The organism is Cytobacillus sp. FSL M8-0252, from assembly GCF_038007345.1.
Taxonomy (GTDB): domain Bacteria; phylum Bacillota; class Bacilli; order Bacillales; family Cytobacillaceae; genus Cytobacillus; species Cytobacillus kochii.
Genome location: NZ_JBBOWZ010000001.1, coordinates 697,699 through 720,967, shown reverse-complemented (window position 1 = coordinate 720,967; position 23,269 = coordinate 697,699). Strand labels below are relative to the sequence as shown.

20 protein-coding genes are annotated in these 23,269 nt (G+C 39.0%); 3 read left to right on the top strand and 17 right to left on the bottom strand.

All coding sequences use genetic code 11. The features are described 5' to 3' along the window. Positions 1 to 41: 41 nt before the first annotated feature. Positions 42 to 1,151 carry a M24 family metallopeptidase gene (locus tag MKX83_RS03675; RefSeq protein ID WP_341054135.1) on the bottom strand — a complete coding sequence of 370 codons (1,110 nt, stop codon included), beginning with the start codon at positions 1,149 to 1,151 and terminating at the stop codon, positions 42 to 44. Between the two features lie 99 nt (positions 1,152 to 1,250). Between MKX83_RS03675 and MKX83_RS03670 the strand changes: the two genes are divergently transcribed. The 3 genes from MKX83_RS03670 to MKX83_RS03660 all read left to right on the top strand — a co-directional run bounded on the left by MKX83_RS03670 (position 1,251) and on the right by MKX83_RS03660 (position 4,044). Then, the gene (locus MKX83_RS03670) at positions 1,251 to 1,793 is read left to right on the top strand and encodes a cupin domain-containing protein (protein WP_095370683.1); all 543 of its coding nucleotides are present in this window, start codon (positions 1,251 to 1,253) and stop codon (positions 1,791 to 1,793) included. 28 nt (positions 1,794 to 1,821) lie between these two features. Further along, entirely contained in the window at positions 1,822 to 2,916 is a 1,095-nt protein-coding gene (gene eutH / locus MKX83_RS03665) for an ethanolamine utilization protein EutH (RefSeq protein WP_341054133.1), read from the top strand. Between the two features lie 597 nt (positions 2,917 to 3,513). Then, entirely contained in the window at positions 3,514 to 4,044 is a 531-nt protein-coding gene (locus tag MKX83_RS03660; protein WP_341054131.1) for a hypothetical protein, read from the top strand. Positions 4,045 to 4,264: 220 nt separating this feature from the next. Here MKX83_RS03660 and gatB read toward each other — a convergent pair whose 3' ends face one another. The 16 genes from gatB to pruA all read right to left on the bottom strand — a co-directional run bounded on the left by gatB (position 4,265) and on the right by pruA (position 23,092). Then, positions 4,265 to 5,692, bottom strand: a complete 1,428-nt coding sequence (gene gatB, locus MKX83_RS03655; protein ID WP_224939000.1) for an Asp-tRNA(Asn)/Glu-tRNA(Gln) amidotransferase subunit GatB — start codon at positions 5,690 to 5,692, stop codon at positions 4,265 to 4,267. A 16-nt stretch (positions 5,693 to 5,708) separates the two neighbouring features. Then, on the bottom strand, positions 5,709 to 7,166 hold the full coding sequence (gatA, locus tag MKX83_RS03650) for an Asp-tRNA(Asn)/Glu-tRNA(Gln) amidotransferase subunit GatA (protein WP_322910201.1): 1,458 nt from the start codon (positions 7,164 to 7,166) through the stop codon (positions 5,709 to 5,711). Between the two features lie 16 nt (positions 7,167 to 7,182). After that, positions 7,183 to 7,473 carry an Asp-tRNA(Asn)/Glu-tRNA(Gln) amidotransferase subunit GatC gene (gene gatC / locus MKX83_RS03645; RefSeq protein WP_095370688.1) on the bottom strand — a complete coding sequence of 97 codons (291 nt, stop codon included), beginning with the start codon at positions 7,471 to 7,473 and terminating at the stop codon, positions 7,183 to 7,185. A gap of 466 nt (positions 7,474 to 7,939) precedes the next feature. Continuing rightward, positions 7,940 to 9,190: a glycosyltransferase family 2 protein gene (locus MKX83_RS03640; RefSeq protein ID WP_341054126.1), complete on the bottom strand. Its 1,251-nt coding sequence runs from the start codon at positions 9,188 to 9,190 to the stop codon at positions 7,940 to 7,942. Then, complete coding sequence (locus MKX83_RS03635; RefSeq protein ID WP_341054123.1) at positions 9,183 to 9,965, bottom strand: hypothetical protein; 783 nt, start codon at positions 9,963 to 9,965, stop codon at positions 9,183 to 9,185. Before MKX83_RS03635 ends, MKX83_RS03640 begins: the two co-directional genes overlap by 8 nt. A gap of 103 nt (positions 9,966 to 10,068) precedes the next feature. Continuing rightward, positions 10,069 to 10,638 carry a hypothetical protein gene (locus MKX83_RS03630; protein ID WP_095370691.1) on the bottom strand — a complete coding sequence of 190 codons (570 nt, stop codon included), beginning with the start codon at positions 10,636 to 10,638 and terminating at the stop codon, positions 10,069 to 10,071. Next, on the bottom strand, positions 10,631 to 11,155 hold the full coding sequence (locus MKX83_RS03625; RefSeq protein ID WP_341054120.1) for a GNAT family N-acetyltransferase: 525 nt from the start codon (positions 11,153 to 11,155) through the stop codon (positions 10,631 to 10,633). The genes MKX83_RS03630 and MKX83_RS03625 overlap by 8 nt, the downstream gene beginning before the upstream one ends. Before the next feature lie 445 nt (positions 11,156 to 11,600). Then, the gene (locus MKX83_RS03620; RefSeq protein WP_095370693.1) at positions 11,601 to 12,956 is read right to left on the bottom strand and encodes a tripartite tricarboxylate transporter permease; all 1,356 of its coding nucleotides are present in this window, start codon (positions 12,954 to 12,956) and stop codon (positions 11,601 to 11,603) included. Then, positions 12,953 to 13,417 carry a hypothetical protein gene (locus MKX83_RS03615; protein WP_341054118.1) on the bottom strand — a complete coding sequence of 155 codons (465 nt, stop codon included), beginning with the start codon at positions 13,415 to 13,417 and terminating at the stop codon, positions 12,953 to 12,955. Before MKX83_RS03615 ends, MKX83_RS03620 begins: the two co-directional genes overlap by 4 nt. A gap of 1 nt (position 13,418) precedes the next feature. Next, positions 13,419 to 14,684 (bottom strand): hydroxymethylglutaryl-CoA reductase, degradative, encoded by a 1,266-nt coding sequence (locus tag MKX83_RS03610; RefSeq protein WP_341054115.1) that lies wholly within the window; start codon positions 14,682 to 14,684, stop codon positions 13,419 to 13,421. Between the two features lie 156 nt (positions 14,685 to 14,840). Next, positions 14,841 to 15,458: a helix-turn-helix domain-containing protein gene (locus MKX83_RS03605; RefSeq protein ID WP_233435316.1), complete on the bottom strand. Its 618-nt coding sequence runs from the start codon at positions 15,456 to 15,458 to the stop codon at positions 14,841 to 14,843. Positions 15,459 to 15,525: 67 nt separating this feature from the next. Continuing rightward, positions 15,526 to 15,966, bottom strand: coding sequence for a YueI family protein (locus tag MKX83_RS03600; protein ID WP_095370695.1), 441 nt, complete (start codon positions 15,964 to 15,966; stop codon positions 15,526 to 15,528). A gap of 254 nt (positions 15,967 to 16,220) precedes the next feature. Continuing rightward, positions 16,221 to 16,994 carry a hypothetical protein gene (locus MKX83_RS03595; protein ID WP_341054112.1) on the bottom strand — a complete coding sequence of 258 codons (774 nt, stop codon included), beginning with the start codon at positions 16,992 to 16,994 and terminating at the stop codon, positions 16,221 to 16,223. A 238-nt stretch (positions 16,995 to 17,232) separates the two neighbouring features. Further along, positions 17,233 to 18,495, bottom strand: coding sequence for a group II intron reverse transcriptase/maturase (gene ltrA / locus MKX83_RS03590; protein ID WP_341054110.1), 1,263 nt, complete (start codon positions 18,493 to 18,495; stop codon positions 17,233 to 17,235). A 589-nt stretch (positions 18,496 to 19,084) separates the two neighbouring features. Continuing rightward, the gene (aceA, locus tag MKX83_RS03585) at positions 19,085 to 20,380 is read right to left on the bottom strand and encodes an isocitrate lyase (RefSeq protein WP_095370697.1); all 1,296 of its coding nucleotides are present in this window, start codon (positions 20,378 to 20,380) and stop codon (positions 19,085 to 19,087) included. A 1,164-nt stretch (positions 20,381 to 21,544) separates the two neighbouring features. Continuing rightward, the gene (gene pruA / locus MKX83_RS03580; protein WP_095370698.1) at positions 21,545 to 23,092 is read right to left on the bottom strand and encodes an L-glutamate gamma-semialdehyde dehydrogenase; all 1,548 of its coding nucleotides are present in this window, start codon (positions 23,090 to 23,092) and stop codon (positions 21,545 to 21,547) included. Between the last annotated feature and the right edge of the window lie 177 nt (positions 23,093 to 23,269).

The window sequence follows — 23,269 nt, the reverse complement described above, 5'->3', positions numbered from 1 at the left end:
GTAATCCAAATTATTTCGATAAAAACGATCGTTAAACTAAGTTAAAAACGGTCAATTACTTGCAATGCTGTTGGGAAAGATGTAAGAATTTCGGCCGTTCCTTCTTCGTTTATATAGACGTCTTCTTCAATTCTCACCCCACCAAATCCCGGTATATAAATCCCAGGTTCTACCGTGAAAAGTAAACCTTTTTCAACTAAGCGATCGTTCTTTTCATGAATAGAAGGCTCTTCATGAACATCAATACCTAATCCATGGCCCACGCGATTATTAAAATATTGTCCATAGCCTGCCTCTTGGATCACTCGGCGAGCCGCTTTATCAATTGAGCCGATTGGGATACCTGCACGGGCTGTTGAAACACCCGAAAGTGTAGCCTGCCTTACAATTTCATAGATATTCTTTTGCTTAGTCGTTGGTTCTCCTAAAACAAAAGTACGTGTGATATCGGAACAATACCCATCCGCAACAACCCCCATATCAATTAAGAGAAAGTCACCTTTTTCGAGCTTGTTCTGATCAGGGTGCCCATGTGGTAAAGATGATTTTGCACCTGAGAGGACCGTGGTAGAAAAAGAAGGACCATCGGCACCGAATTTTCTCATTAAATAATCAAACTCTGATACTAAATCGAGCTCTGTCATCCCTTTTTCAATTTTCTTCAATCCCTCAGCGAGTACTTTTTCAATAATTGTTACTGCATGTAAAACCTTTGTCCGTTCAGCTGGCGTTTTCAGCATTCTTTGGTTTGCTATGAACCTACCTATATCTTGATAATTAAAATGCGGAAAAACGTTTTTAAGTTGTTCTTGTTGATAAAGTGTGATCTCTTTTATTTCCAATCCTACTATTTGATTATTCACTTGGATGACTGATTTTAATTTTTCATATGGATTTTCATCATCACTAATCGGAATAATGTTTTTCACATACGAATGCTCGCTAGCTGCTTCATAGTCTAATGCTGGCACAAATAAGTACTCCTCACTCTTTTGTAGATCAATAACAACCGCCATGAATCTTTCATACGGTTCACTATTAAACCCAGTATAATAGAATATGTTTTTAGGTTGAGTTACGATAGCAAAATCAAGTTTCTGCTCATTTATATATAACTGTAATTGTTTTAACCTTTTTTGGTAAATACTCATTTTTAATTCCCCCTTTTATAGTATAGGTAAAATTATTATACTATTACTGTATAAAACATGATAAGATAAAAAAGCAAAAAAAGAAAGGATGTCACCTCAATGGATGATATATATAAGAAGATTAAACAACTTCGGTACGAGCAAGGCATGACATTGAAAGAACTAAGTGAGAAAACGGAGCTATCTGTTAGTTTTTTATCACAAATTGAAAGAGGTACCTCTTCATTAGCTATCACTTCTTTAAAAAGGATTGCTGATGCTTTTGGGGTTAAAATGATTCATTTCTTTGAAGAAGATGATGATTTTCATTATGTCATGAAAAAAGAGCACCAACGACCATTTAAAATGGAAAGCTCGGACTCTACATTTATTAAACTAAGTGGTCATTTTCCTGAACGGAAATTGGAACCATTCATCGTAAAGTTAAAACCTCGACAAAAAGATGTTGAACTGGTAAGGCACCCAGGTGAAGAGTTTTTCTATATATTACAGGGGGCACTTATTGTAAGAGTGGAGGATGAGGAATATCATCTAAACGAAGGAGAAACCATACATTTTCCATCAACCGTACCTCATATGTGGGAAAACCCACTCAATCAAGAAACAATCATTATTTCAATTACAACCCCTGCAATTTTCTAATAAACATCATTTCGAATGGAGAAACAAGATGAGCATAAATGATTTGATTATTTTTATTGTTGCCGCTTTCCTTTGTGTCGGTGCACTTGATAAAATATGCGGGAATAAATTAGGACTAGGTGAGCGATTCACTGCAGGAATGATGACGATGGGCTCCCTCGCGTTATCTATGATTGGGATTATTTCTTTAGCACCCGTCATAGCAGCCATTTTAACACCTGTGATTTCTCCCGTTTATGAATTCGTAGGAGCTGACCCAGCAGCGTTCGCCAATACTATTCTCGCCATTGATATGGGGGGCTATTCCCTAGCCACTGAGATGTCCATTAGTGTGGATTCAGAACTTTTCGCTTGGGTCTTCCTTGGCACTATGATGGGACCGACTATCGTATTTACAATCCCTGTTGCCTTAGGACTCATAGAAAAAGAAGACCAACCTTATTTTGCGAGGGGTATTCTAGTGGGACTTATTACTGTACCTTTTGGTTGTTTAGCTGGAGGCCTAGTTGCTGGATTGCCGTTTTTTATGATTATCAAAAACTTGATTCCTACCATTGTATTCTCTTTGCTAATTGCTTGGGGATTATGGAAAAAGCCTGAGAACATGATTCGAGGATTTGCCATCTTCGGTAAATTCATTGAAATCATTGCAATTATTGGTCTTACAGCGATTATATTTGAAACATTAACAGACCTAACACTGATCCCCCATTTAACGCCAATTGAGGAAGGGGTTCAAACAGTCGGTTCGATTGCTATTTTCTTAGCGGGAGCTTTTCCTTTAGTAGCTTTTATTTCGAAATATTTCAGGAAACCACTCAGTAAGGTGGGATCTTGGTTAAAACTAAGTGATAAATCAACAGCTGGGTTGATTGCTTCACTCGCTCATAATATTCCCATGTTGATCATGCTAAAAGATATGGAACCGAGAGGCAAGGTCGTTAATGTTGCTTTTGCTGTAAGCGGAGCCTTTGTTCTAGGAAGTCATTTAGCCTTTGTTGCCGGTATTCAGAAAGAAGTCGTATTTGCCATGATTATTGGCAAGTTAGTGGCAGGCATTAGTGCCGTTTTATTAGCAATGATTGTAAGTAGGGACCTGAAGAAGCAGCATACATTTCGCTAAAGCGCGTCATCCTCTCAACTGATGATAAACTTAAGTGCTAGGGGAATTTTCATATTTGTATAGAGACGGGAATTAATAGTAATTGCTGGTGTTGATAATGGTGATAGATACAACTGAGGTGTTCGTTTTGGATAGATTATCGTTGAAGATCAGTTTATGTTAGCATGTGTTTTCTTTTTTTGCAGTTCTTGTATGACAGGAGGGCTTTTATTAGTAGCGGTTCTCTTGGTTTTGTTACTTATATGGCGTGGAAGCCTTTTTTAGTCGCGATTCTTCGGGTTGTGCTACTTATATGGCTTGGGAGACTTTTATCAGTCGCGATTCTCTTGGTTGCCCTACTTATCTAGCAAGGAATCCTTTTTTTAGTCGCGATTCTTCGGGTTACGCTACTTATCTAGCACGGAATCCTTTTTTTAGTCGGGATTCTCCAGGTTACGCTACTTATATGCAAGGAATTCTTTTTTTAGTCGCGATTCTCTTGGTTACGCTACTTATATAACGCGCGAGCCTTTTATTAGTCGCGATTCTCCAGATTACGCTACTTATATAGCACGGAATCCTTTTTTTAGTCGGGATTCTCCAGGTTACGCTACTTATATGTCAACGAATCCTTTTATCAGTCGCGATTCTCTTGGTTGCCCTACTTATCTAGCACGGAATCCTTTTTTTAGTCGCGATTCTTCGGGTTACGCTACTTATATGTCAACAAATCCTTTTTTTAGTCGCGATTCTCTTGGTTACGCTACTTATATAACGCGCGAGCCTTTTATTAGTCGCGATTCTCCAGATTACGCTACTTATATAGCACGGAATCCTTTTTTTAGTCGGGATTCTCCAGGTTACGCTACTTATATGTCAACGAATCCTTTTATCAGTCGCGATTCTTCGGGTTGTGCTACTTATATGGCATGGGAGCCTTTTATCGGTCGCGATTCTCTTGGTTGCCCTACTTATATAGCAAGGAATTCTTTTTTTAGTCACGATTCTTCGGGTTACGCTACTTATATGGCAAGGGAGCCTTTTATCAGTCGCGATTCTCTTGGTTGCCCTACTTATTTAACAGCGACTCTTTTATCAGTCGCGATTCCCTTGATTACACTACTTATTTGGCAGCTACCCTTTCTTTAGTATAGATTCTCTATTTGCTTATATCTCAAGCGATTCCATCTTTTGACTCCCAAACTCCTGCTATTGAGCTGTACAAAATTTCTATCCGTTAAAATTACTCTTTTCATTTCAGTTTCTGGCACCATTTATACAAAATGTAATGACTTTATTAAATTAATCAACTTTATTGCATTGCCATTACTAAACGAAAAAATCCGAACAATTGTCCGGATTTTTTTGATTAACGCTTTTGTATTTCCTGCATTAATAATTTATTTACGATTTGTGGATTCGCTTGTCCTTTTGTTGCTTTCATCATTTGACCAACAAGGAAGCCGACTGCTTTTTTCTTCCCATTTTTGAAATCATCAATGGATTGTGGGTTATTATCAAGGATTTCAGTAACGATAGCGAGTAGCGCTGATTCATCTGAAATTTGCACTAATCCTTTATCTTCAACGATTTTCTTTGCTTCTCCACCATTCTCAATTAATTCTTTGAAAACAGTTTTAGCAATTTTTGAAGAAATCGTTCCATCTTCAATTAACGCAATCATTCCTGCTAACCCTTCTGCTGTTAGCTTTGTTTCATGGAGTTCGAGCCCTTCTGCATTAAGATAGGCTGATACCTCACCCATGATCCAGTTTGAAGCTTGTTTCGGCTCTGCTCCCGCTGCAACAGTCGCCTCAAAGAAATCCGCTGTTTCCTTTGTTACGGTAAGGACACCTGCATCATAGGCAGGTAAGCCGAACGTATCGATATAACGTGTTTTACGTGCATCTGGTAGTTCAGGAATTTCCGCACGAATACGGGCTTTCCAATCTTCATCAATCACAATATCTAATAAATCCGGCTCTGGGAAGTAACGATAATCGTCAGAACCTTCCTTCACACGCATCAACAATGTTTTCCCAGTAGCTTCATCAAAACGACGTGTCTCTTGTTCAATGACACCACCCTCACGAAGGACTTCTGCTTGGCGCTTCTCTTCGTACTCTAATCCTTTACGAACAAAGTTAAAAGAGTTTAAGTTTTTCAGTTCTGTTTTTGTACCAAATTCCTCCTGGCCGACAGGTCGTAATGAAATATTGGCATCACAACGTAAGGAACCTTCTTCCATCTTACAATCAGAAACACCAGTATATTGTACGATTGATTTTAGCTTCTCTAAATACGCATAGGCTTCATTTGGTGTGCGTATATCCGGCTCAGAGACAATCTCAATTAAAGGTGTTCCTTGACGGTTATAATCGACTAAAGAATACCCTTTGCCATGTGTTAGTTTACCCGCATCTTCTTCTAGATGAATACGCGTAATCCCGATTTTTTTCTTATAGCCATCTACTTCAATCTCAATCCAGCCATGTTCTCCAACCGGTTTGTCGAATTGAGAAATCTGATAGGCCTTCGGATTGTCCGGATAGAAATAGTTTTTACGATCGAATTTCGTCACTGGTGCAATCTCACAGTTTAGGGCCATAGACGCCTTCATCCCGTATTCAACTGCTTTTTTGTTGACTACTGGCAGTACACCTGGGTAACCAAGGTCAACAACAGTTGTGTTTGTATTTGGCTCTGCACCGAAATGGTTCGGACTCGCAGAGAAAATTTTTGAATCTGTTTTTAATTCAACGTGGACTTCAAGTCCGATGACTGTTTCAAATTCCATTATTCCTTGTCCCCCCTTACAGCTCCGGTTTTTGTTTATGGAAATCAGTTGCTTGCTCAAATGCATGGGCAACACGATAAACCGTGCTTTCATCAAAGTGCTTACCGATAATTTGCAACCCTAATGGTAACCCTTCTGAGAATCCACAAGGTACAGAAATACCTGGTACACCAGCAAGGTTCACAGGAATGGTTAAAATATCGTTCGCATACATTGTTAATGGGTCTTTCGTTTTCTCACCGATTTTGAATGCCGGTGTTGGCGTTGTTGGTCCGATAATTACATCATACTTTTCAAAGACGTTTTCAAAATCTTGTTTAATTAGTGTACGAACCTTTTGCGCCTTTTTATAATACGCATCATAATAACCTGAGCTCAGGGCAAATGTACCAAGCATAATACGGCGTTTTACCTCATCACCAAATCCTTCAGAACGAGACTTTTTATAAAGGTCAATTAAGTTCTCTGGATTTTCAGTACGGTAACCGTAACGTACACCGTCAAATCGTGCTAAGTTAGCTGAAGCTTCAGAAGAAGAAAGTAAATAATAGGCTGCAAGTGCATATTTAGAATGCGGAAGGGAAACCTCTTCCCATGTTGCTCCTAATTTTTCTAATACTTTAAGGGAAGCAAGCACCGATTGTTTGACATCTTCTTGCACACCTTCGCCTAAGTATTCTTTCGGAACAGCGATTTTCAATCCTTTCACATCACCGGTTAAGCCTTCAGCAAAATTCGGTACACTCACATTAGCTGAAGTAGAATCCATTGGATCAACGCCAGATATCGCCTGTAAAAGATACGCATTATCTTCAACTGTACGTGTAATTGGTCCCACTTGGTCAAGAGATGAAGCAAACGCCACTAAACCAAAGCGAGATACACGACCATATGTAGGTTTAAGCCCAACAACCCCACAGAAAGATGCTGGCTGACGAATCGAACCACCCGTATCTGATCCTAGTGAAAATAATACTTCTCCTGCCGCAACTGCTGCAGCTGATCCACCAGACGAACCACCAGGAACCGTTTCGATATTCCATGGATTGCGTGTCGCTCTGTAACTTGAGTTTTCATTTGAAGATCCCATAGCGAACTCATCCATGTTTAATTTACCGATCGTAATGGCTTCTGCTTCTTTTAATTTCGAAACAACCGTTGCATCATAGATTGGATCAAAATTATCTAATATTTGACTCGCACAAGTTGTTCTTAAACCTTTTGTGACTAAGTTATCTTTGACACCGATTGGCATCCCGAATAACTGACCTTTTTGTTCGTCCGTTCCCAATTTACCATCGATTTCTTTTGCTACTTGACGTGCATGCTCTTCATCTAATGTTAAGAAGGCTTTTACTTTGTCATCTACTTCAGCAATTCTTTTATAAGATGCGTCGACTAAATCAGTCGCTGAAATCTCTTTTTTATGTAAAAGCTCATGAAGCTCAGACACTTTATGATCAAATAAACTCAAAATGTTTCCCCTCCAACTAATCCATGATTGACGGCACTTTAATATAGCCGCCTTGTGAATCAGGTGCATTCTTCAGAACTTCCTCTTGCGGCAGTCCTTTTGTTGCCTCATCTTCACGTAATACATTGTTCATATCCAACACATGGGAAGTCGGTTCCACATGATCGGTATCTAACTCGTTTAACTCTTCGGCAAACGAGATAATTGCATCTAGCTGATGTTGGAATTGCTCTGCTTCTTCTTCCGTAATCGCTAATCTCGCTAGGTTCGCCACATGCTTAACCTCATCAATTGTAATTCTAGACATATAGACACCTCCAAATTCAAATAAAAATACACAATTATATTGATCATATCAAACTTTCACGCGTTAAAGCAACATGAAGATCTGATCGTTTTCACCACCCTTTATTTTACCACGAGTTCAATAGATCGCCTAATGGACAAATAATAGAAATTGATTTTTGATAAAGGGGTCAAAGAACTTCCAGATAGAGGGGAAGGATTACGTAGTTTGTAGTTTAGTTAGCTATAGAGTAAGATCAATGGCAAAGTAGGGATGAGTGGTTCATAGGGTTGAAGAACCATCAGAAAACCAAGATTTTCTTCAATAATTCTGATTCATTACATGTGACCAACAATTCCCCCTTGGACGCACTCACCTCTGCGTCTTCATTTGCAACCAGTAATTCTTATCAGGCCCCAAGCATTTCTCTCTACCACAACTCGACAATAAAAGTGAACCACATCCATATAAAAAAGATGAAGCCATTTTATGCTGCTTCATCTTTCTCGTCTGCTTTAAAGCGTGTTGTTTTATCCCATCCAATCGTTAAGCCTCTCACACGATGATAAAGATAAATCGCAAACGCGCGAATAAGTAAGATGACGAATAGTTGGGCATACGTAAAATACATAATTGCCCCAACAAATAGGCTTGTTAGCGAGAGCTGTTGATTTACTGCTAAACTGCTTATAATTTGGATGGAGTATACCACATAACTCATTAACCAAATCATCAATAAAGGGGCGGTCATTTCGGGAAAATTAATACCGAATAAGCTACCGACAAAAATAACATTTGAAGTAATTAAGAAAAATATAAATACAAAATAGGTTAAAAGATGTTGCAAACTATGGAAGAAAGTTTTACCTTTCCAAAAATGAATATCCTTGAAGCTCTTCTCTAGTAAATAAAGATTACCAATGAGCCATCTTGTTCTTTGTTTTAAAAAGGTTTGAAGATTCTCTGGTTCCTGTTCCCACGTTTGTGCATATGGAACAATCGGTAATACGTATCCCTTCTGGGTAATTCGTATCGTCAACTCTGCATCTTCCGCAAGTGCATACGGGTCATACCCCTCTAGCTCTTCAATGACAGAACGTCTTAAAAGCATATTAGTTCCCGGTAAAGAGCCAAGGTTAAACAATTTCCACCTACCGCTTTGCATTGTCAATTGAAATACTTGAAACTCTATTGAAATCATCCGCGTGAGCAAATTTTTATTTTGATTAAGGGTACGAACTACTCCGACAGCTCCGGCTGCATTCTCTGTTTGTTCTGCTATTTCTACTAGCTTTGTCACAGCATCCGAGTCTGGCTGATTATCCGCATCGTACACAAGAAAATAATCAGATTGGCTAATACTCAATCCATAATTAAGCACTCTCGACTTTCCCTTAGGTTCGCCAGGCGGGACCTTAATATAGTGAATACGCGAAAAGTTTTCTGCAAAACTTCTAGCCACTGCCGCTGTTTGATCTATCGACTGGTCGTCTAATAAGAATACATCAAGATGACCAGGATACCTTAATTTCATCATAACATTCAGCGTATCCTCAAGAATTAACCCTTCATTATGAGCAGGGATTAAAATAGCAACAGAAGGATATTTCAAAAGAGGTTTACGCTTTCTTTCTCTTTCCCTTTTATAATGCAAAACACCAGAGACTAATAAAATCGAATAATAAAAAAGCAAAAACCAAAAGAAAGCCATAATCAAGAGTAACACAACCTTAAACATTCGACTTCTCCTCCAGCAACATCTGATAGACCTCGTCAAAATCGACTATAGCATAATCGCGAAATTGGATAGGTGGCTGAATCATGTTCATTTGCAGACGTAAATTACTTAATAGTCTGTTTTGAAATTTAATGACGCCTTCTTCATTCGTATTTTGCAAGAAAATAATGAAAGACGCACCCTCACTCATAAAGAAATCGAAATCACTCCGAATGGTTTCTTCTATTACATTTTGTACTAAGCCTTGCCAAGCTTTTTGCGTCACTCCATTACTTAAAACAGATACCTTTAATAGGAAACCTGTTTCATTCCTTCTATTCATTCCCCGCAATGTTATTTTGCTACGTTCATAAAACTCCTGTTTTGTAAGCATTAGCCCGTCTGAGTCCATATATTTTCTTAAAGCAACCGTTTCCGCTAATAATTCTTTCATGCGGATGTCCATACTTAAAAAGCTATGCCTGATAAAAAGGAGAGGGACAACAGATAATACATAAGATATAAATAAAGAAATCAATTGCATCTGATTAAAAACCGTTTGTAAATAACTGAAATAACATAATAGAAAACCATATAACACAGTGAGTGCACTTATAACTATATAAGACCATTTTGGTGAAAGGAAAAGTATAACCATAACACTAGCTAGTAGAACTACCCAATGGAAAAAAAAGACCTCAAGAGATGAGGAGTGAATGGCGATCGCAAATAATAAGAAATTTCCTATCATAAAGAGAAACAATAATAAAGAGAAGTTAGCTTTCCGAATAATCATCCCATAGCCTCCGTGATCAAACTCAAACTTCTCTCATCATACTCGATTGTCTTACGATTTTCATTGCATAATCTTTGGTAAACTTTTATTTCACAACAGTTAATCAATCTTCCCAATAAAAATGCGCGTCAAAGACTTTGTATGGCGGTTCACTGAGTATTGTTGGGATGTCTATCTGAAAATCTAAATACTGATCTACATCTGCTTTTGTCAAAATAACATAATGATATGCTTCTACGATTTTTTTTATTGCCCAAATTTGTTTACTCCATGTCTCAGATGGCCATTCACACACAGTATGACTTGCTAAAAAGTCGCTACTTCCACTACTACCATGTCTCGTCATTTCACCTTTACCCATAATAACTACCGGCGCTAACCTTGAAATATATAACCATAAACCCTTCATAGATACTTCACCATTTGCTAATACTTCTTCCTCTTCCTTTTTCCAGAGAAACACACTAACATACGAGGCAAATCCACTGCCATAATGGTCAAAATCTGCTTCATACAACAACCCTTTTAATCCACCTATCTCTCCTACCAAATGGGAGATGTATTGTTCCATCTCGGTATCACCACCTTGTATAAAAGGGTAGAAATCACCCACTCGCTTTCCTTGAATAACCTTTTTTAAAAAATTTTCCGTAAGTAACGTCCTTTTATCCATTACTCTCATTCCTCCGCCCCATTAAGATCGTAGAATAATAGATATCGCCTATTTTTTTATCATCCTTTAATTCTCCTTCTACGATAAAACCAAGTCGTTCATACAGTGCAATCGCCTTTTTATTTGTTTCTAATACTTGCAGCGTTACTTTTCTAATCCCTTTTTGATCTGCCCATTGCAACATTACTTGAATAAGACTTTTTCCTATAGATTGTCCCCAATATTGTTTTTTCACAGCAACACCAAACTCCAATCGATGTGAAGTCCTCTTTAATTTGCCCCCTTTAGCTCTTAGGAAACCCACAAGGTGACCTTTGACTTCTGCTACTAAAAATATACTATTCTTTTCAACTGACTCAGATCGTATCATCTCTTCAAAATCTGCCGTACTTAAAAAATCTTCTCCTCGTTCCCTGTCAAAGCTATCCGTCTCACCGTCCACAATCAACCTTAACTGAGATAATTGTTCCGCATCCATCACTGTCGCTTTACGAATATGAAAAATTCTCGTTTCCATTCATTTTCTTCCTTTCTACCACTTTTGCAAACCTATACCAAAGTTGTAACGCTTCCTCTAAACCACTTGTACGGTCACAACAAAATTATCTTCTAACAATTCAGTACTATCTTCATGTACAACTAAGTGTAAAGTTTTCTCATCGGTTTTAAAAACATTTAACTTATCTAGATATTAAAAACGAATGAATTACATTAGAAAAATAATTGGAAGCATCCATTTCATCCTCATTCGCTTGAAAAGGATCTCTTATTTGTATGTAATCAGCAGGCATTTACTCGTTTTAGCCTAATTGACAGCATCCCTTCAGCCATATCCGCAATCTGGCTCCTCACTTTTTGCTGACGGAGACATTTTCTTATCACCATTAAAAAGAGACCGTATGCATACGGTCCCCTCTCCCGACTTTCTATCCATTTCTTCATTTTCATAAAAAAATCCTTTCTTAAAAACCAAATAAAACACTAATTAACCAGGCTGATGCATAAAATACCATAAACTGAACGCCTGAACCAATTCCGAGGATTTTATTCAAAAGCCCCCCAATTGCAGCCATTGTAAAGGTGAGTACGATACCGACTAATCCTGCTTCGTGAAAAGCCAATAAACAGGCTAAACCAATAAACATAGCAACGATTGCCTCTTGACTAATAAAGCGCATGACCAAAACGGTTGCCTTTCTCGCGTAATTCATTGAAAACGGATAAGCAATTAGAGTGGCAATGATAAGACCAATCGCTCCATATAAAAGAAAATCTAAAGGATCTAGGTAATTATGGAGATTATTAACCGGATCACTTGTAAACACTGGTGGTGCATTAAATAACGGCGATGCTGGTCCTAATGCAACAGGACTCAACGGAATACCAAATGCTATTAAAGGAATGATTGCTTCGGCAATATAGGTTGACTCTGTGACTCCATTCATTGTGGTTAAACTGGACGTTGATTTTTTATAAATCCCTTTCGATCTCGAACCCACAATTTCCCCCATTAAGGAAGTCATTCCTACAGGGCTAAATACAAATGTCAAAGAAGAAATAAAGCTTGTACCAGTCGTTTGCATCGTTTGCCTTTTTGTCAGTATTTTAAATGGATTAGGAAAAAATCCTGCCCATGATTTATTATCTGGTGCCAAATGATACTCTTTAGGACGATCTCTTTGAATGGTCTGTCGTGCATTTCCTGACAGTGCAAACAAAATATCAGTAAACATTGGACCAATGGCAATTCCTAAAAAGAAACTAATGGTTAAATGCTTATCTAATATGCTAAAACTTAATACATCTAAACTTTTAATAAAAAAAGCTAACGGGATAATCATCAAAACACTTACCCATTTTCCTTTTGAGAAAAAAGCAATTAAAATGGCCGCTAACGTAAAAATCAATCCTGAAGCTGATTTGAAAAAGTCAGCAAATTGTCCAAGGAATTGTCCTAATAAGACGGCTGTCGGTAAGGCGATAAAAGCACCAATCACACCACCCGATACCATTTTCCTTAATGCAATATGAGGCATCCCTAGCCTTCTTAAAGCAGAGGCATGATCAATTAATGGGACAGCAGTTGTATCTCCCGGAATACCCATTAACGCGGTAGGAACGGCATGAGTTAAGTGTTTGGCAAGTACAGCTGCCATAAAAAAGGCAAACACAGCTGCCGGGGGAGCTCCTAACAAGATAACTAATAAGGTAAATGGCACCATTATAGCCGTTTCATCTGTTCCAGAGATTAACCCAATTAAAGAAAATAGAATAGCACCAATTAAAGCTAAGCAAATAGATATGAGGAGAATACTCATTTCTTATCGTCCTCCCCAATTGTCCTAAACTTATCGAGAACGCCAAGTGCTTCCATTTCTTTTCTCGTAACAGGATCTTCTTCAATTAATAAATATTCTTCCTTTGGATCTAACTGCATATCTTTAAAAATCTCTTCCATACTTTCAAGAGAAGTTTCTTCTTCTGTCAGCACTCTACTAGGATTAAATATAAAGGCACATAAAGCAAGTGATAATACACTACCGCCAATACCAAGCAATAAAGAATACGACGATACCATCTTTTCGCTGGCAAACAGAGGAAATAATCTTTCCCCTAAAAGGTATCCACTTAAACTAAGAATGATACTTATAATAATTGCTAGAATAATATTACGAGGTAAAACTGTATCACCTAATATTTCAAGATATTTAGGTGCTTCATTTATTTTATCTAGTTCTATGCTTTGCTTCCCCTTATCCACATGTAAATTAGGAGCCATATTAAATCCTCCCTTGTATCTCTTTTGTTAATTGTAGGATTCGATCAAACCTTACATCTTTTTCCTTTACTGCTTCAGCAACGACTCGACCAATCTCATCCCCTGTTGCACCAGCCATAACAGCTAAGTTTTTTGCATGAAGGGCCATATGACCTTTTTGAATGCCATCAGTTGCTAAAGCTCTCATCGCAGCTAGATTCTGCGCTAAACCAACGGATGCAATACAACAAGCTAACTCTTCTGCTGATTGAATATCTAATATTTTTAAATTTACTTTGGCAACCGGATGAGTCTTTGTAGCGCCACCAATAATGCCAACAGGCATCGGAAGTTCAATAGATCCAACTAAGTCACCTGCTCGATTTTCTTCCCATTTCGTAAGGGAACGATATTGCCCTGTTACTGCAGCGAAAGCATGGGCGCCGGCCTCAACTGCCCTTGTATCATTCCCAGTCGCGAGTACAACGGCAGATATACCATTCATAATTCCTTTATTATGTGTAGCCGCTCGATAAGGATCAGCATCTGCAAACTCGTAAGCGTTTACAATCTTTCGCACAACTTCTTCTCCACCAAGTAGATCCTTTGAAAATACCGCATGAGCTCTAGCTAATCGTCTGTCAGCCAAGTTAGAAATAATTCTAAGAAGCGCTTTTCCTGAAGTAATATTCTCTATCAATGGAGCAATTGATTCCGCCATTGTATTGACAGCATTCGCCCCCATTGCATCCTTTGTATCTACTAATAAATGAACCACAAGTAAAACCTCATTCACCGTTTGGATAATCTTTACCTCTATGTCTATTGCGCCTCCACCAATAGCTACTAGAGTTGGATCCTTTTCGTTGCATATTTTCAAAATTTCTAATTTCTTATCATACACCCTTAATCTTGCAGCATATGGATCTTCAACACCTATAACTTGTATCTGACCAATCATTACCGATCCACTTAATGATGCAAAAAAACCACCTTTATCATAGGATGCCTTCGCTGCATTACTTGCGGCAGCGACTACGGAAGGCTCTTCAGTTGCCATCGGTATAAAAGTGTCCTTACCATTAATTTTAAAATTCGTTGCTACCCCAACAGGAATTGAAATTGAACCTAACACATTTTCAATCATGGCATCAGCCGTACTAATAGAAAGGGGTTGTTTGCCAATAAGTATTTCCTTATCTTCCTCTGTCAAATGACACGCTTCTGATATTATTTGAAGTCTCTCCTCAACCGAAAATCGATGAAAACCAGATAGACGACTATTCATTCCATTCACTCCTTAGTACTTTTATTTAATATCATTCAACTAAGTTGAATGATATTAAATAAAATATTACACCCCCTTTCTGTAAAAGTAAATAAAAAATCTGAAAATTATAAAGGGTTTTGGAATCTCTTGAGAAGATCATCCAAAACCCTACTATTATCTTTCATCTGCTTGTATAAAAATGGTTAATACTTTTGCTTCCTTTTTTTCTACTGGTAAAAACACATGTGGAATGGTACCAGCAAAATACGCACTATCACCTTCATGTAATAAGTATTTTTCTCCATCATAAGAGAGATAAATTGAACCTTTTAATATGTATATAAATTCGTCTTCTAAATGTGTGTATGGACCTTCTTTAGCTGAGTCCTCCAAAACCGTCACAACAACTGGATCAATCTTACTGAACGGAGATCGATTAGCTAATGTTTCATATAGATAGCCCATTTCCTTATTGCCAACCTTTGTCGTGCGGCTTTGACTCGGAGAAAGCACTAAATTTTTACTTTCATTTTCTTCAAGCACCCAAGATAAGGGAATATCTAGTTGATTAGAAATTTTTAACAAAGTTGCCACAGCAGATGCTGTTTGACCATTCTCTATTTTAGAAATTAGACTTTTCGTTAGCCCACATTTTTCTGCTAAATCTTGTTGTGTCATTTGCTTGTTTAATCTAGCTTGCTTAACTCTCTTACCTATTTGCCTTAACTCGATTAGAAACCTCTCCCTCATATCTTTTAATAAAATTATATAATGAGGTTTGGATGGTTTCAAATAAAGTTTCATTCTTTTCAACAAAGTTGAATTAGAAAAAGGCCGTTATCCCACGACCTTTCTCCCTTTATTTTCTAAATATTTTTTTCATCCACTGTTTAAATCCAGCCTCAGTTTGATTCGCTTCTTTATAAACCTTACTTTGTTCTTGCACATAAATGTCATCTTGATCAATGGCATAATCATATGCGAGAACAAGACCAAGGTCCGAGTTGTAGTCCTTGTTCGTGACAATGGTAAATGACATATGCTGTTCAGACGCTAGTTTGGCATACTTCGATATGTCACGATAAGCAATATGACCATTTAAATATACGCGTGCTTGTTTATTTTTTGTCATCGCTTCTTTTACTTCTTTCATGATACCCGGTTTCCTTACTTGCGCCTGTGTCAAAGCGATAACGGTTCTTTCTCTCAATGTGCCCAGAAATTTTCTACGTTCATCTGGTTTCGTTTCTTTTTTTCCATAAATTCCTTGTGTAATATAATCATCAACCTTCTCAGCCATACCGTTATTACCTCCACCTCATCAATCAAACGTTTGATTAATGGATATGTTCGTTTTAGTATACGTGCCCATTGACTTGAACTCAACTCTTTCACTTAAGCGTATGAAAATTTGGGCAAAAGGTGATTAGTGGACCTGTAATTATTTACTTTTCTTTGGAGGATTTGGAATCGTAGTACAATCAGTCATGAGAGGAACACAAATGTACATTATCGATTATTATAGACTGGACAAAAACATCCTAGAAAATATGCTTAATTGGATTTCGATGTGCACTCAGGTTTGGTTTTTCTTTTGAGTGACTTGCTAATCTCGTTTGCTGCGCACTCAGCTTCCGGTTTTTTTCTGAGCGACTCGCTAACCTCGTTTGCTACGCACTCAGCTCCGGTTTTCCTTCTGAGTGACTTGCTAATCACCTTTGCTACGCGCTCAGCTTCCGGTTTCTTTCTGAGTGACTCGCTAATTACTTTTGCTTCTCTCTCATATCTACTTTTCCTCTTGAGCGACTTACTAACCACTTTTGCTACGCGCTCATTTCCTCTTTTCCTTCTGAGTGACTTGCTAACCACTTTTGCTACGCGCTCAACTTCCGGTTTCCTTCTGAGTGACTCGCTAACCACTTTTGCTACGCGCTCATTTCCTCTTTTCCTTCTGAGCGACTTACTAACCACTTTTGCTACGCGCTCATTTCCTCTTTTCTTTCTGAGTGACTTGCTAACCACTTTTGCTACGCGCTCATTTCCTCTTTTCCTTCCGAGTGACTTGCTAACCACTTTTGCTACGCGCTCAACTTCCGGTTTCCTTCTGAGTGACTCGCTAACCTCTTTTGCTACTCTCTCATATCCACTTTTTCTTCTGAGTGACTTGCTAATCCACTTTGCTAAGCGCTCAGCTCCGGCTTTTCTTTTGAGTGACTTGCTAACCACCTTTGCTACGCGCTCATATCCTCTTTTCCTCTTGAGCGACTTACTAACCACTTTTGCTACGCACTCAACTTCCGGTTTCCTTCTGAGTGACTTGCTAACCACCTTTGCTACGCGCTCAACTTCCGGTTTCCTTCTGAGTGACTCGCTAACCTCTTTTGCTACACGCTCAGCTCCACTTTTCCTTCTGTGTGACTCGCAATCCCTATTTCTTTCCGCCCTAACGGCATTAGATTACTTTTGTAGCCACCTTCTCCTTTACACAATCGAGTAGGAGGGGGTGATTAACCCCCGACCTCTCACACCACCGTACGTACCGTTCGGTATACGGCGGTTCGAAAGTTTATGTAATAATGTTTGTTAATTGTTTTAATCCTTGTTGAAGCCAATATCTATTGTTCATGGCTTGGTCCAAGGCAGGACTCTTGGAATTTCTCCAGTATCCCTTACGGGAGTTTGCATATTGCCACGCCTTACCTTTCTTGATTCCCAATCTCGTCAGGTTCCTAAATTTGGTCCTGACTTTCTTCCACTCTTTCCAACGGCAGGCACGTAGCCTTCTCCTAATATGCCCGTCTATCTTTCCAGCATATTTCTTGATGTCAGCTATTTTGAAGTAGTTGCCCCACCCTTGGATTAATTGATTGATTTTAAGAATTCGGTATTCCATGGCTATTCCCCAGTTGCGGTTCGTTAACTTTTTAAGCTTTTCCTCGAGTCTCTTTTTCGATTTCTTTGGCACGTATACTCGGGTGGTGTTGCTCGAAGAGTAAAAACTCATCCCTAAGAATATACGTGCCACTGGCTTTTCCACTGCACTTTTCCCCTCATTCACCTTCAGTTTTAATTTCTTCTCAATAAAGTCCATAATACCTTGTTTCACTCGTTCTCCCGCTTTATGGCTCTTGACGTATATGTTGCAATCATCCGCATAGCGAACAAACTTATGTCCACGCTTCTCCAATTCTTTATCAAGCTCATTTAACATAATGTTACTAAGAAGAGGGCTTAATGGACCTCCTTGTGGAGTCCCTTCTCTATTTACTGTAACTAGCCCATTCTCCATAATACCCGCTTGTAAGTATCGTCGGATTAGCTTTAAGGTCGGTTTATCCTCAATTGTTTTTGAAATTAGGGACATGAGTTTATCATGGTGAACTTTATCAAAGAATTTCTCAAGGTCAATGTCCACAACGAATTGATATCCATCTTCGATGTATGTCCTTGCCTGTTCAATAGCTTGATGTGCACTTTTGTTCGGTCTGAAACCATAGCTGTTCGGATTGAATAGTCTATCAAAAATGGGTGTCAAGACTTGGACCATGGCTTGTTGGATGACTCGATCCGCTACCGTAGGAATTCCTAGTTTTCTTTTCCCTCCATCTGGTTTAGGGATTTCGACTCTTCGTACTGGTTGGGGCTTGTACTTTCCGTCCTGTATAAGCCTTATAATTTCTTGTCCCTGTTCTTTAAGGTGAAGACGGGTCGCTTCTATATCTTTCGCATCGACTCCTGCTGCCCCTTTATTCCTTTTCACCTTCACAAAAGCTAGGTTTAGATTATCTGGGCTTATAATTCTTCGAATTAAATTATCATTAGTTTCCATATTGGTCCCATGTCGTCAAGTTTGTACAAAGGTAACTCTACATTTCAAAAGAATCTCCTGGATTCCGTCCAAGGCTCCCCTTGAAACCCAATCGGTTTCTGTTTCATCGTCCCTTTGTAAATAGCTCTAACATGTTCTCTCCTTTCGTTCAGTCCTTCTCAACCGTTAGGTTGGTACTATGACTTCTGCTGACTTCTCTTAATTCAGTTATTTATCGCTAAATAGATTCCTATTAAGGGGATTAAGAGATCTCCCAGGGTAAGTTCATTCACTTTCTCCTCATATATCTGTCACATTTATTCCCATCCCATCCGGGGATATTTTGGACTTTGTTTTGTTTTGCAAACTCATCCAGGAATGGAAACCTCAAATGTGATTCGTGTACCTCAGACCAAGGATTTGCCTAGGGCTTCCTTCAGATTCCACGTCGCCATGGACACCCTTGCCTTCAGCTAATGGTTCGCATATCCCAACGCCCATAGCGGACTTTCACCGCCAAGTTAATGAACATGCCTGGCACACAAAAAGACCTCCCCATCTAAAATAGGGAGGCAAAAAATTGGAGTTATTATTAGGGCAATACAAAAAATTACACTTGAACTTCTTCATCCTTCGTAAACTGTTCTTCTTCGGTTGAGCCTTTTAGTGCGGTTGTGGATGATGTACCACCTGTAATAGTCATGGAAACTTGGTCGAAATAACCTGTTCCTACTTCACGTTGATGTCTTGTTGCCGTGTAACCATCTGCTTCACTAGTAAATTCACGTTGTTGAAGTTCAGAGTAAGCTGCCATTCCACGATCCTTATAACCTAGTGCAAGTTCAAACATGCTGTGATTTAATGAGTGGAAACCAGCTAATGTCACGAATTGGAATTTGTAACCCATTTTTCCTAACTCAACTTGGAATTTAGCAATCGTTTCTTGATCCAATTTCTTCTTCCAGTTAAATGAAGGTGAGCAGTTGTACGCTAGTAGTTTACCAGGGAACTTCTCGTGAATAGCATCTGCAAATGCTTTTGCTTCTTCTAAGCTTGGCTCTGATGTTTCGCACCAGATAAGATCAGCATATGGTGCATAAGCAAGTCCTCTTGCAATTGCTTGATCTAAGCCTGCTTTGGTCCGGTAAAACCCTTCCGGTGTTCTATCCCCAGTAATAAAAGCGGCATCATATGGATCAACATCACTAGTAATTAAATCAGCGGCATTCGCATCGGTTCTTGCAATGACTAGTGTGGGTACACCCATCACGTCTGCTGCTAATCTAGCAGATATTAAGTTTTTCACTGCCGTTTGTGTAGGAAGTAAAACTTTCCCTCCAAGGTGTCCACATTTTTTCTCCGAGGATAATTGATCTTCAAAATGGACCCCAGCTGCACCTGACTCAATCATGCCTTTCATGAGTTCATACACATTCAGCTGTCCACCAAAACCAGCCTCTGCATCCGCTACAATTGGCGCAAACCAATCAATTGATTCATCTTGTTCCATATGGTGAATTTGATCCGCTCTTTGTAGCGCTTGATTAATACGTTTCACTACATTTGGTACACTATTCGCTGGATATAAACTTTGGTCTGGGTACATTTGTCCAGAAAGGTTCGCATCAGCAGCAACTTGCCACCCGCTTAAATAAATCGCCTTCAACCCCGCTTTTACCTGCTGTACCGCTTGATTGCCTGTTAATGCACCTAAAGCATTTATGAAATCTTCCTCATTAATGAGCTTCCATAACTTCTCAGCCCCTCTCCGAGCAAGCGTATATTCGATATCAATTGATCCTCTTAGTTTAATAACCTCTTCTGCAGAATAAGGTCTTTCAATCCCCATCCAACGTGAATCATTTGCCCAAGCCTCTTGTAATTGTTTAACTCTTTCATTCGCCATCTGTTAAATCCTCCCTTTAATCATTTGAATAAAAAACCCGTCTTTATTGTTGTATTACAATAACCTCTTAACAATTTGTATTATATAACAGACAATCCGTTATTGGAACTATTTTATTCAAAATAATCTGATATTATTTTCGACAAATATCGACAACAACGATCAAAACATTGATATACCAATGTTTTAAAGGGATTATAATTTGAGATTGTTATAATACAGATTAAAAAACATTCAAAATTACAAACTAGAAAACTTTCATTTGTTTGGAATTAGTTCTATTTTAATGAAGAGTTGAAGTTGCTAATGAGGAGTCTTGAGGGTTTTGCTCTTTTGACTGTAGGAGATCCTTTAAGGATAGCGAAGCAAACCTCTTTTGCTTTGCTATTTTTCTTTTAATTTTTATGGGTAAACTCGCTCTGCTCGGGTATCTTTCCGGTTTCTGCAGATTTGCACGCGTTATCTCACTTTGTTCCGCTATCTTTCCAATTTCTCACACAGTTGCACGTGCAATCGCACTTTCCTACGCTATCTTTCCCGTTTCCCACACAGTTGTACGCGCAATCGCACTTTCCTACGCTATCTTTCCCGTTTCCCACACAGTTGTACGCGCAATCGTCCTTTCCACAGCTACCTTTTCCATTTTCCCACACAGTTGCACGTGCAATCGCACTTTCCTACGCTATCTTTCCCGTTTCTCACACAGTTGCACGTGCAATCGCACTTTCCTACGCTATCTTTCCCGTTTCCCATACAGTTGCACGTGCAATCGTCCTTTCCTACGCTATCTTCCCAGTTTCCCATACAGTTGCACGCGCAATCGCACTTTCCCCAGCTATCTTCCCAGTTTCCCATACAGTTGCACGCGCAATCCCCTTTTCCCCAGCTATCTTCCCGGCTTCTTACAGAGTTGCATGCGCTATCTCGCTTTCCTCCGCTATCTTGCCATTTTCCTACAATGTTATCCGAGCAAACTCTTTAATACTAGCTATCCAACCAGATTTCAGTAAAAGTCTACTCATAACCACCCTGGCTAAGGATTGCCGAGTAATGTTTGTCATCCGCTCACTACTACGTCAACTTTTGCCAGTAGATTTGGTAAAGGTACGTACATAAAAAAAGGCACTCACCGTATTTTTAGTGAGCACCCTTTGATTAGACAGATTAATACATTTCAGATGTTGTTTTTGCTTGCATGTGTAGCATGATGTAGTCAGGGCCACCCGCTTTTGAGTCTGTTCCTGACATATTGAACCCTCCGAATGGTTGGTAACCGACAATCGCCCCTGTACAACCACGGTTGAAGTAAAGGTTTCCGACATGGAAATCTTCACGTGCTTTTTGGATATGTTCACGGTTGGTTGTAATAACAGCACCCGTTAAACCATACTCCGTGTTGTTTGCCACTTCAATTGCATGGTCGAAGTCTTTTGCTTTTGTGAAACCGACAACTGGGCCGAAGATTTCTTCTTTCATGAGACGAGCTTCTGGATCAAGATCAGCGAACACTGTTGGTTGAATGAAATAACCTTTAGAGTCATCGCCTTCTCCACCGGCTACTAATCTTCCTTCTTGTTTACCGATTTCAATATAACTCATGATTTTATCATACGCAGCTTGGTCAATAACCGGTCCTGTAAAGTTGCTTGTGTCTTCCGGATTACCAGCTTGTTTCTCTTTTGTAATTTCGATTACGCGATTTAACACTTGGTCGTAAACATCTTCAACGATGACTGCACGTGAACATGCAGAACATTTTTGACCAGAGAAACCAAAGGCTGAAGCTACGATTGATTGAGCAGCAAGCTCTAAATCTGCTTCTTTATCTACAACAATGGTATCTTTACCGCCCATTTCAGCAATGACACGTTTAATCCAGATTTGACCATCATTTAATTTTGAAGCTCGTTCGTTAATACGAAGGCCAACATCACGAGATCCTGTAAATGATACGAAACGCGTATCTTTGTGATCTACTAAATAGTCACCTACTTCTGCGCCACTTCCTGGTACAAAATTCAGTACACCTTTTGGTAGACCGGCTTCTTCCATAACTTCTACGAATTTCGCAGCCACAATTGGCGTTGTAGAAGCGGGTTTTAATAGAACGGTATTCCCTGCAACAATAGCAGCAACGGTTGTACCTGCCATAATCGCTAATGGGAAGTTCCAAGGAGAAATGATGATACCAACGCCAAGAGGAATATAATCATAACGATTAAATTCATTTGGTCGACTGTTAACAGGCACACCATCTTTAATTGCAAGCATTTGACGCGCGTAATACTCTAAGAAATCAATCGCTTCAGCTGTATCAGCATCTGCTTCATTCCATGGCTTCCCTGCTTCCTTTGTCAATAAGGCAGAGAATTCATGTTTACGTCTACGAATGATGGCTGCTGCTTTAAATAACACATCTGCACGTGTTTCTGGCTTCACTTTCTTCCATGATTGGAAGGCTTTAACTGCAGCTTGCATCGCTTTTTCAGCTAGCTCTTGGTTCGCTTTTGAAACGCGACCAATGATTTCTTCTTTATTCGCTGGGTTTACAGAAACGATTTTATCTTCAGTAGAGATACGTTCTCCATCGATTAATAAATCATAATCTTGACCTAAATAACCTTTAACCGTTTCTAAACCTTTTAAATACCCTTCACGGTTTTGCTCAACGCTAAAATCAGTAAATGGCTCATGCTTATAAGATTGTACCATTTTTTCATCCTCCTATAAGTTCACATCAGTCATTTTGAAATGTTGCTACAATTGGCACATTTCAGACTGTGAAAAGATTAACCCTAACAATTATTATACTACCATAATTAGAGAAAATTCAGCAATGATTCTACTAATACTATTTTTAGAAAAATAATAAAGTTTCTATTAAATTGA

Excerpts from the sequence above, each read along its gene's own strand:
- MKX83_RS03675 (WP_341054135.1), bottom strand. The coding sequence starts at position 1,151 with ATGAGTATTTACCAAAAAAGGTTAAAACAATTACAGTTATATATAAAT.
- MKX83_RS03670 (WP_095370683.1), top strand. The coding sequence starts at position 1,251 with ATGGATGATATATATAAGAAGATTAAACAACTTCGGTACGAGCAAGGC.
- eutH (WP_341054133.1), top strand. The coding sequence starts at position 1,822 with ATGAGCATAAATGATTTGATTATTTTTATTGTTGCCGCTTTCCTTTGT.
- MKX83_RS03660 (WP_341054131.1), top strand. The coding sequence starts at position 3,514 with ATGTCAACGAATCCTTTTATCAGTCGCGATTCTCTTGGTTGCCCTACT.
- gatB (WP_224939000.1), bottom strand. The coding sequence starts at position 5,692 with ATGGAATTTGAAACAGTCATCGGACTTGAAGTCCACGTTGAATTAAAA.
- gatC (WP_095370688.1), bottom strand. The coding sequence starts at position 7,473 with ATGTCTAGAATTACAATTGATGAGGTTAAGCATGTGGCGAACCTAGCG.
- MKX83_RS03640 (WP_341054126.1), bottom strand. The coding sequence starts at position 9,190 with ATGTTTAAGGTTGTGTTACTCTTGATTATGGCTTTCTTTTGGTTTTTG.
- MKX83_RS03635 (WP_341054123.1), bottom strand. The coding sequence starts at position 9,965 with ATGATTATTCGGAAAGCTAACTTCTCTTTATTATTGTTTCTCTTTATG.
- MKX83_RS03630 (WP_095370691.1), bottom strand. The coding sequence starts at position 10,638 with ATGGATAAAAGGACGTTACTTACGGAAAATTTTTTAAAAAAGGTTATT.
- MKX83_RS03625 (WP_341054120.1), bottom strand. The coding sequence starts at position 11,155 with ATGGAAACGAGAATTTTTCATATTCGTAAAGCGACAGTGATGGATGCG.
- MKX83_RS03620 (WP_095370693.1), bottom strand. The coding sequence starts at position 12,956 with ATGAGTATTCTCCTCATATCTATTTGCTTAGCTTTAATTGGTGCTATT.
- MKX83_RS03615 (WP_341054118.1), bottom strand. The coding sequence starts at position 13,417 with ATGGCTCCTAATTTACATGTGGATAAGGGGAAGCAAAGCATAGAACTA.
- MKX83_RS03610 (WP_341054115.1), bottom strand. The coding sequence starts at position 14,684 with ATGAATAGTCGTCTATCTGGTTTTCATCGATTTTCGGTTGAGGAGAGA.
- MKX83_RS03600 (WP_095370695.1), bottom strand. The coding sequence starts at position 15,966 with ATGGCTGAGAAGGTTGATGATTATATTACACAAGGAATTTATGGAAAA.
- ltrA (WP_341054110.1), bottom strand. The coding sequence starts at position 18,495 with ATGGAAACTAATGATAATTTAATTCGAAGAATTATAAGCCCAGATAAT.
- aceA (WP_095370697.1), bottom strand. The coding sequence starts at position 20,380 with ATGGCGAATGAAAGAGTTAAACAATTACAAGAGGCTTGGGCAAATGAT.
- pruA (WP_095370698.1), bottom strand. The coding sequence starts at position 23,092 with ATGGTACAATCTTATAAGCATGAGCCATTTACTGATTTTAGCGTTGAG.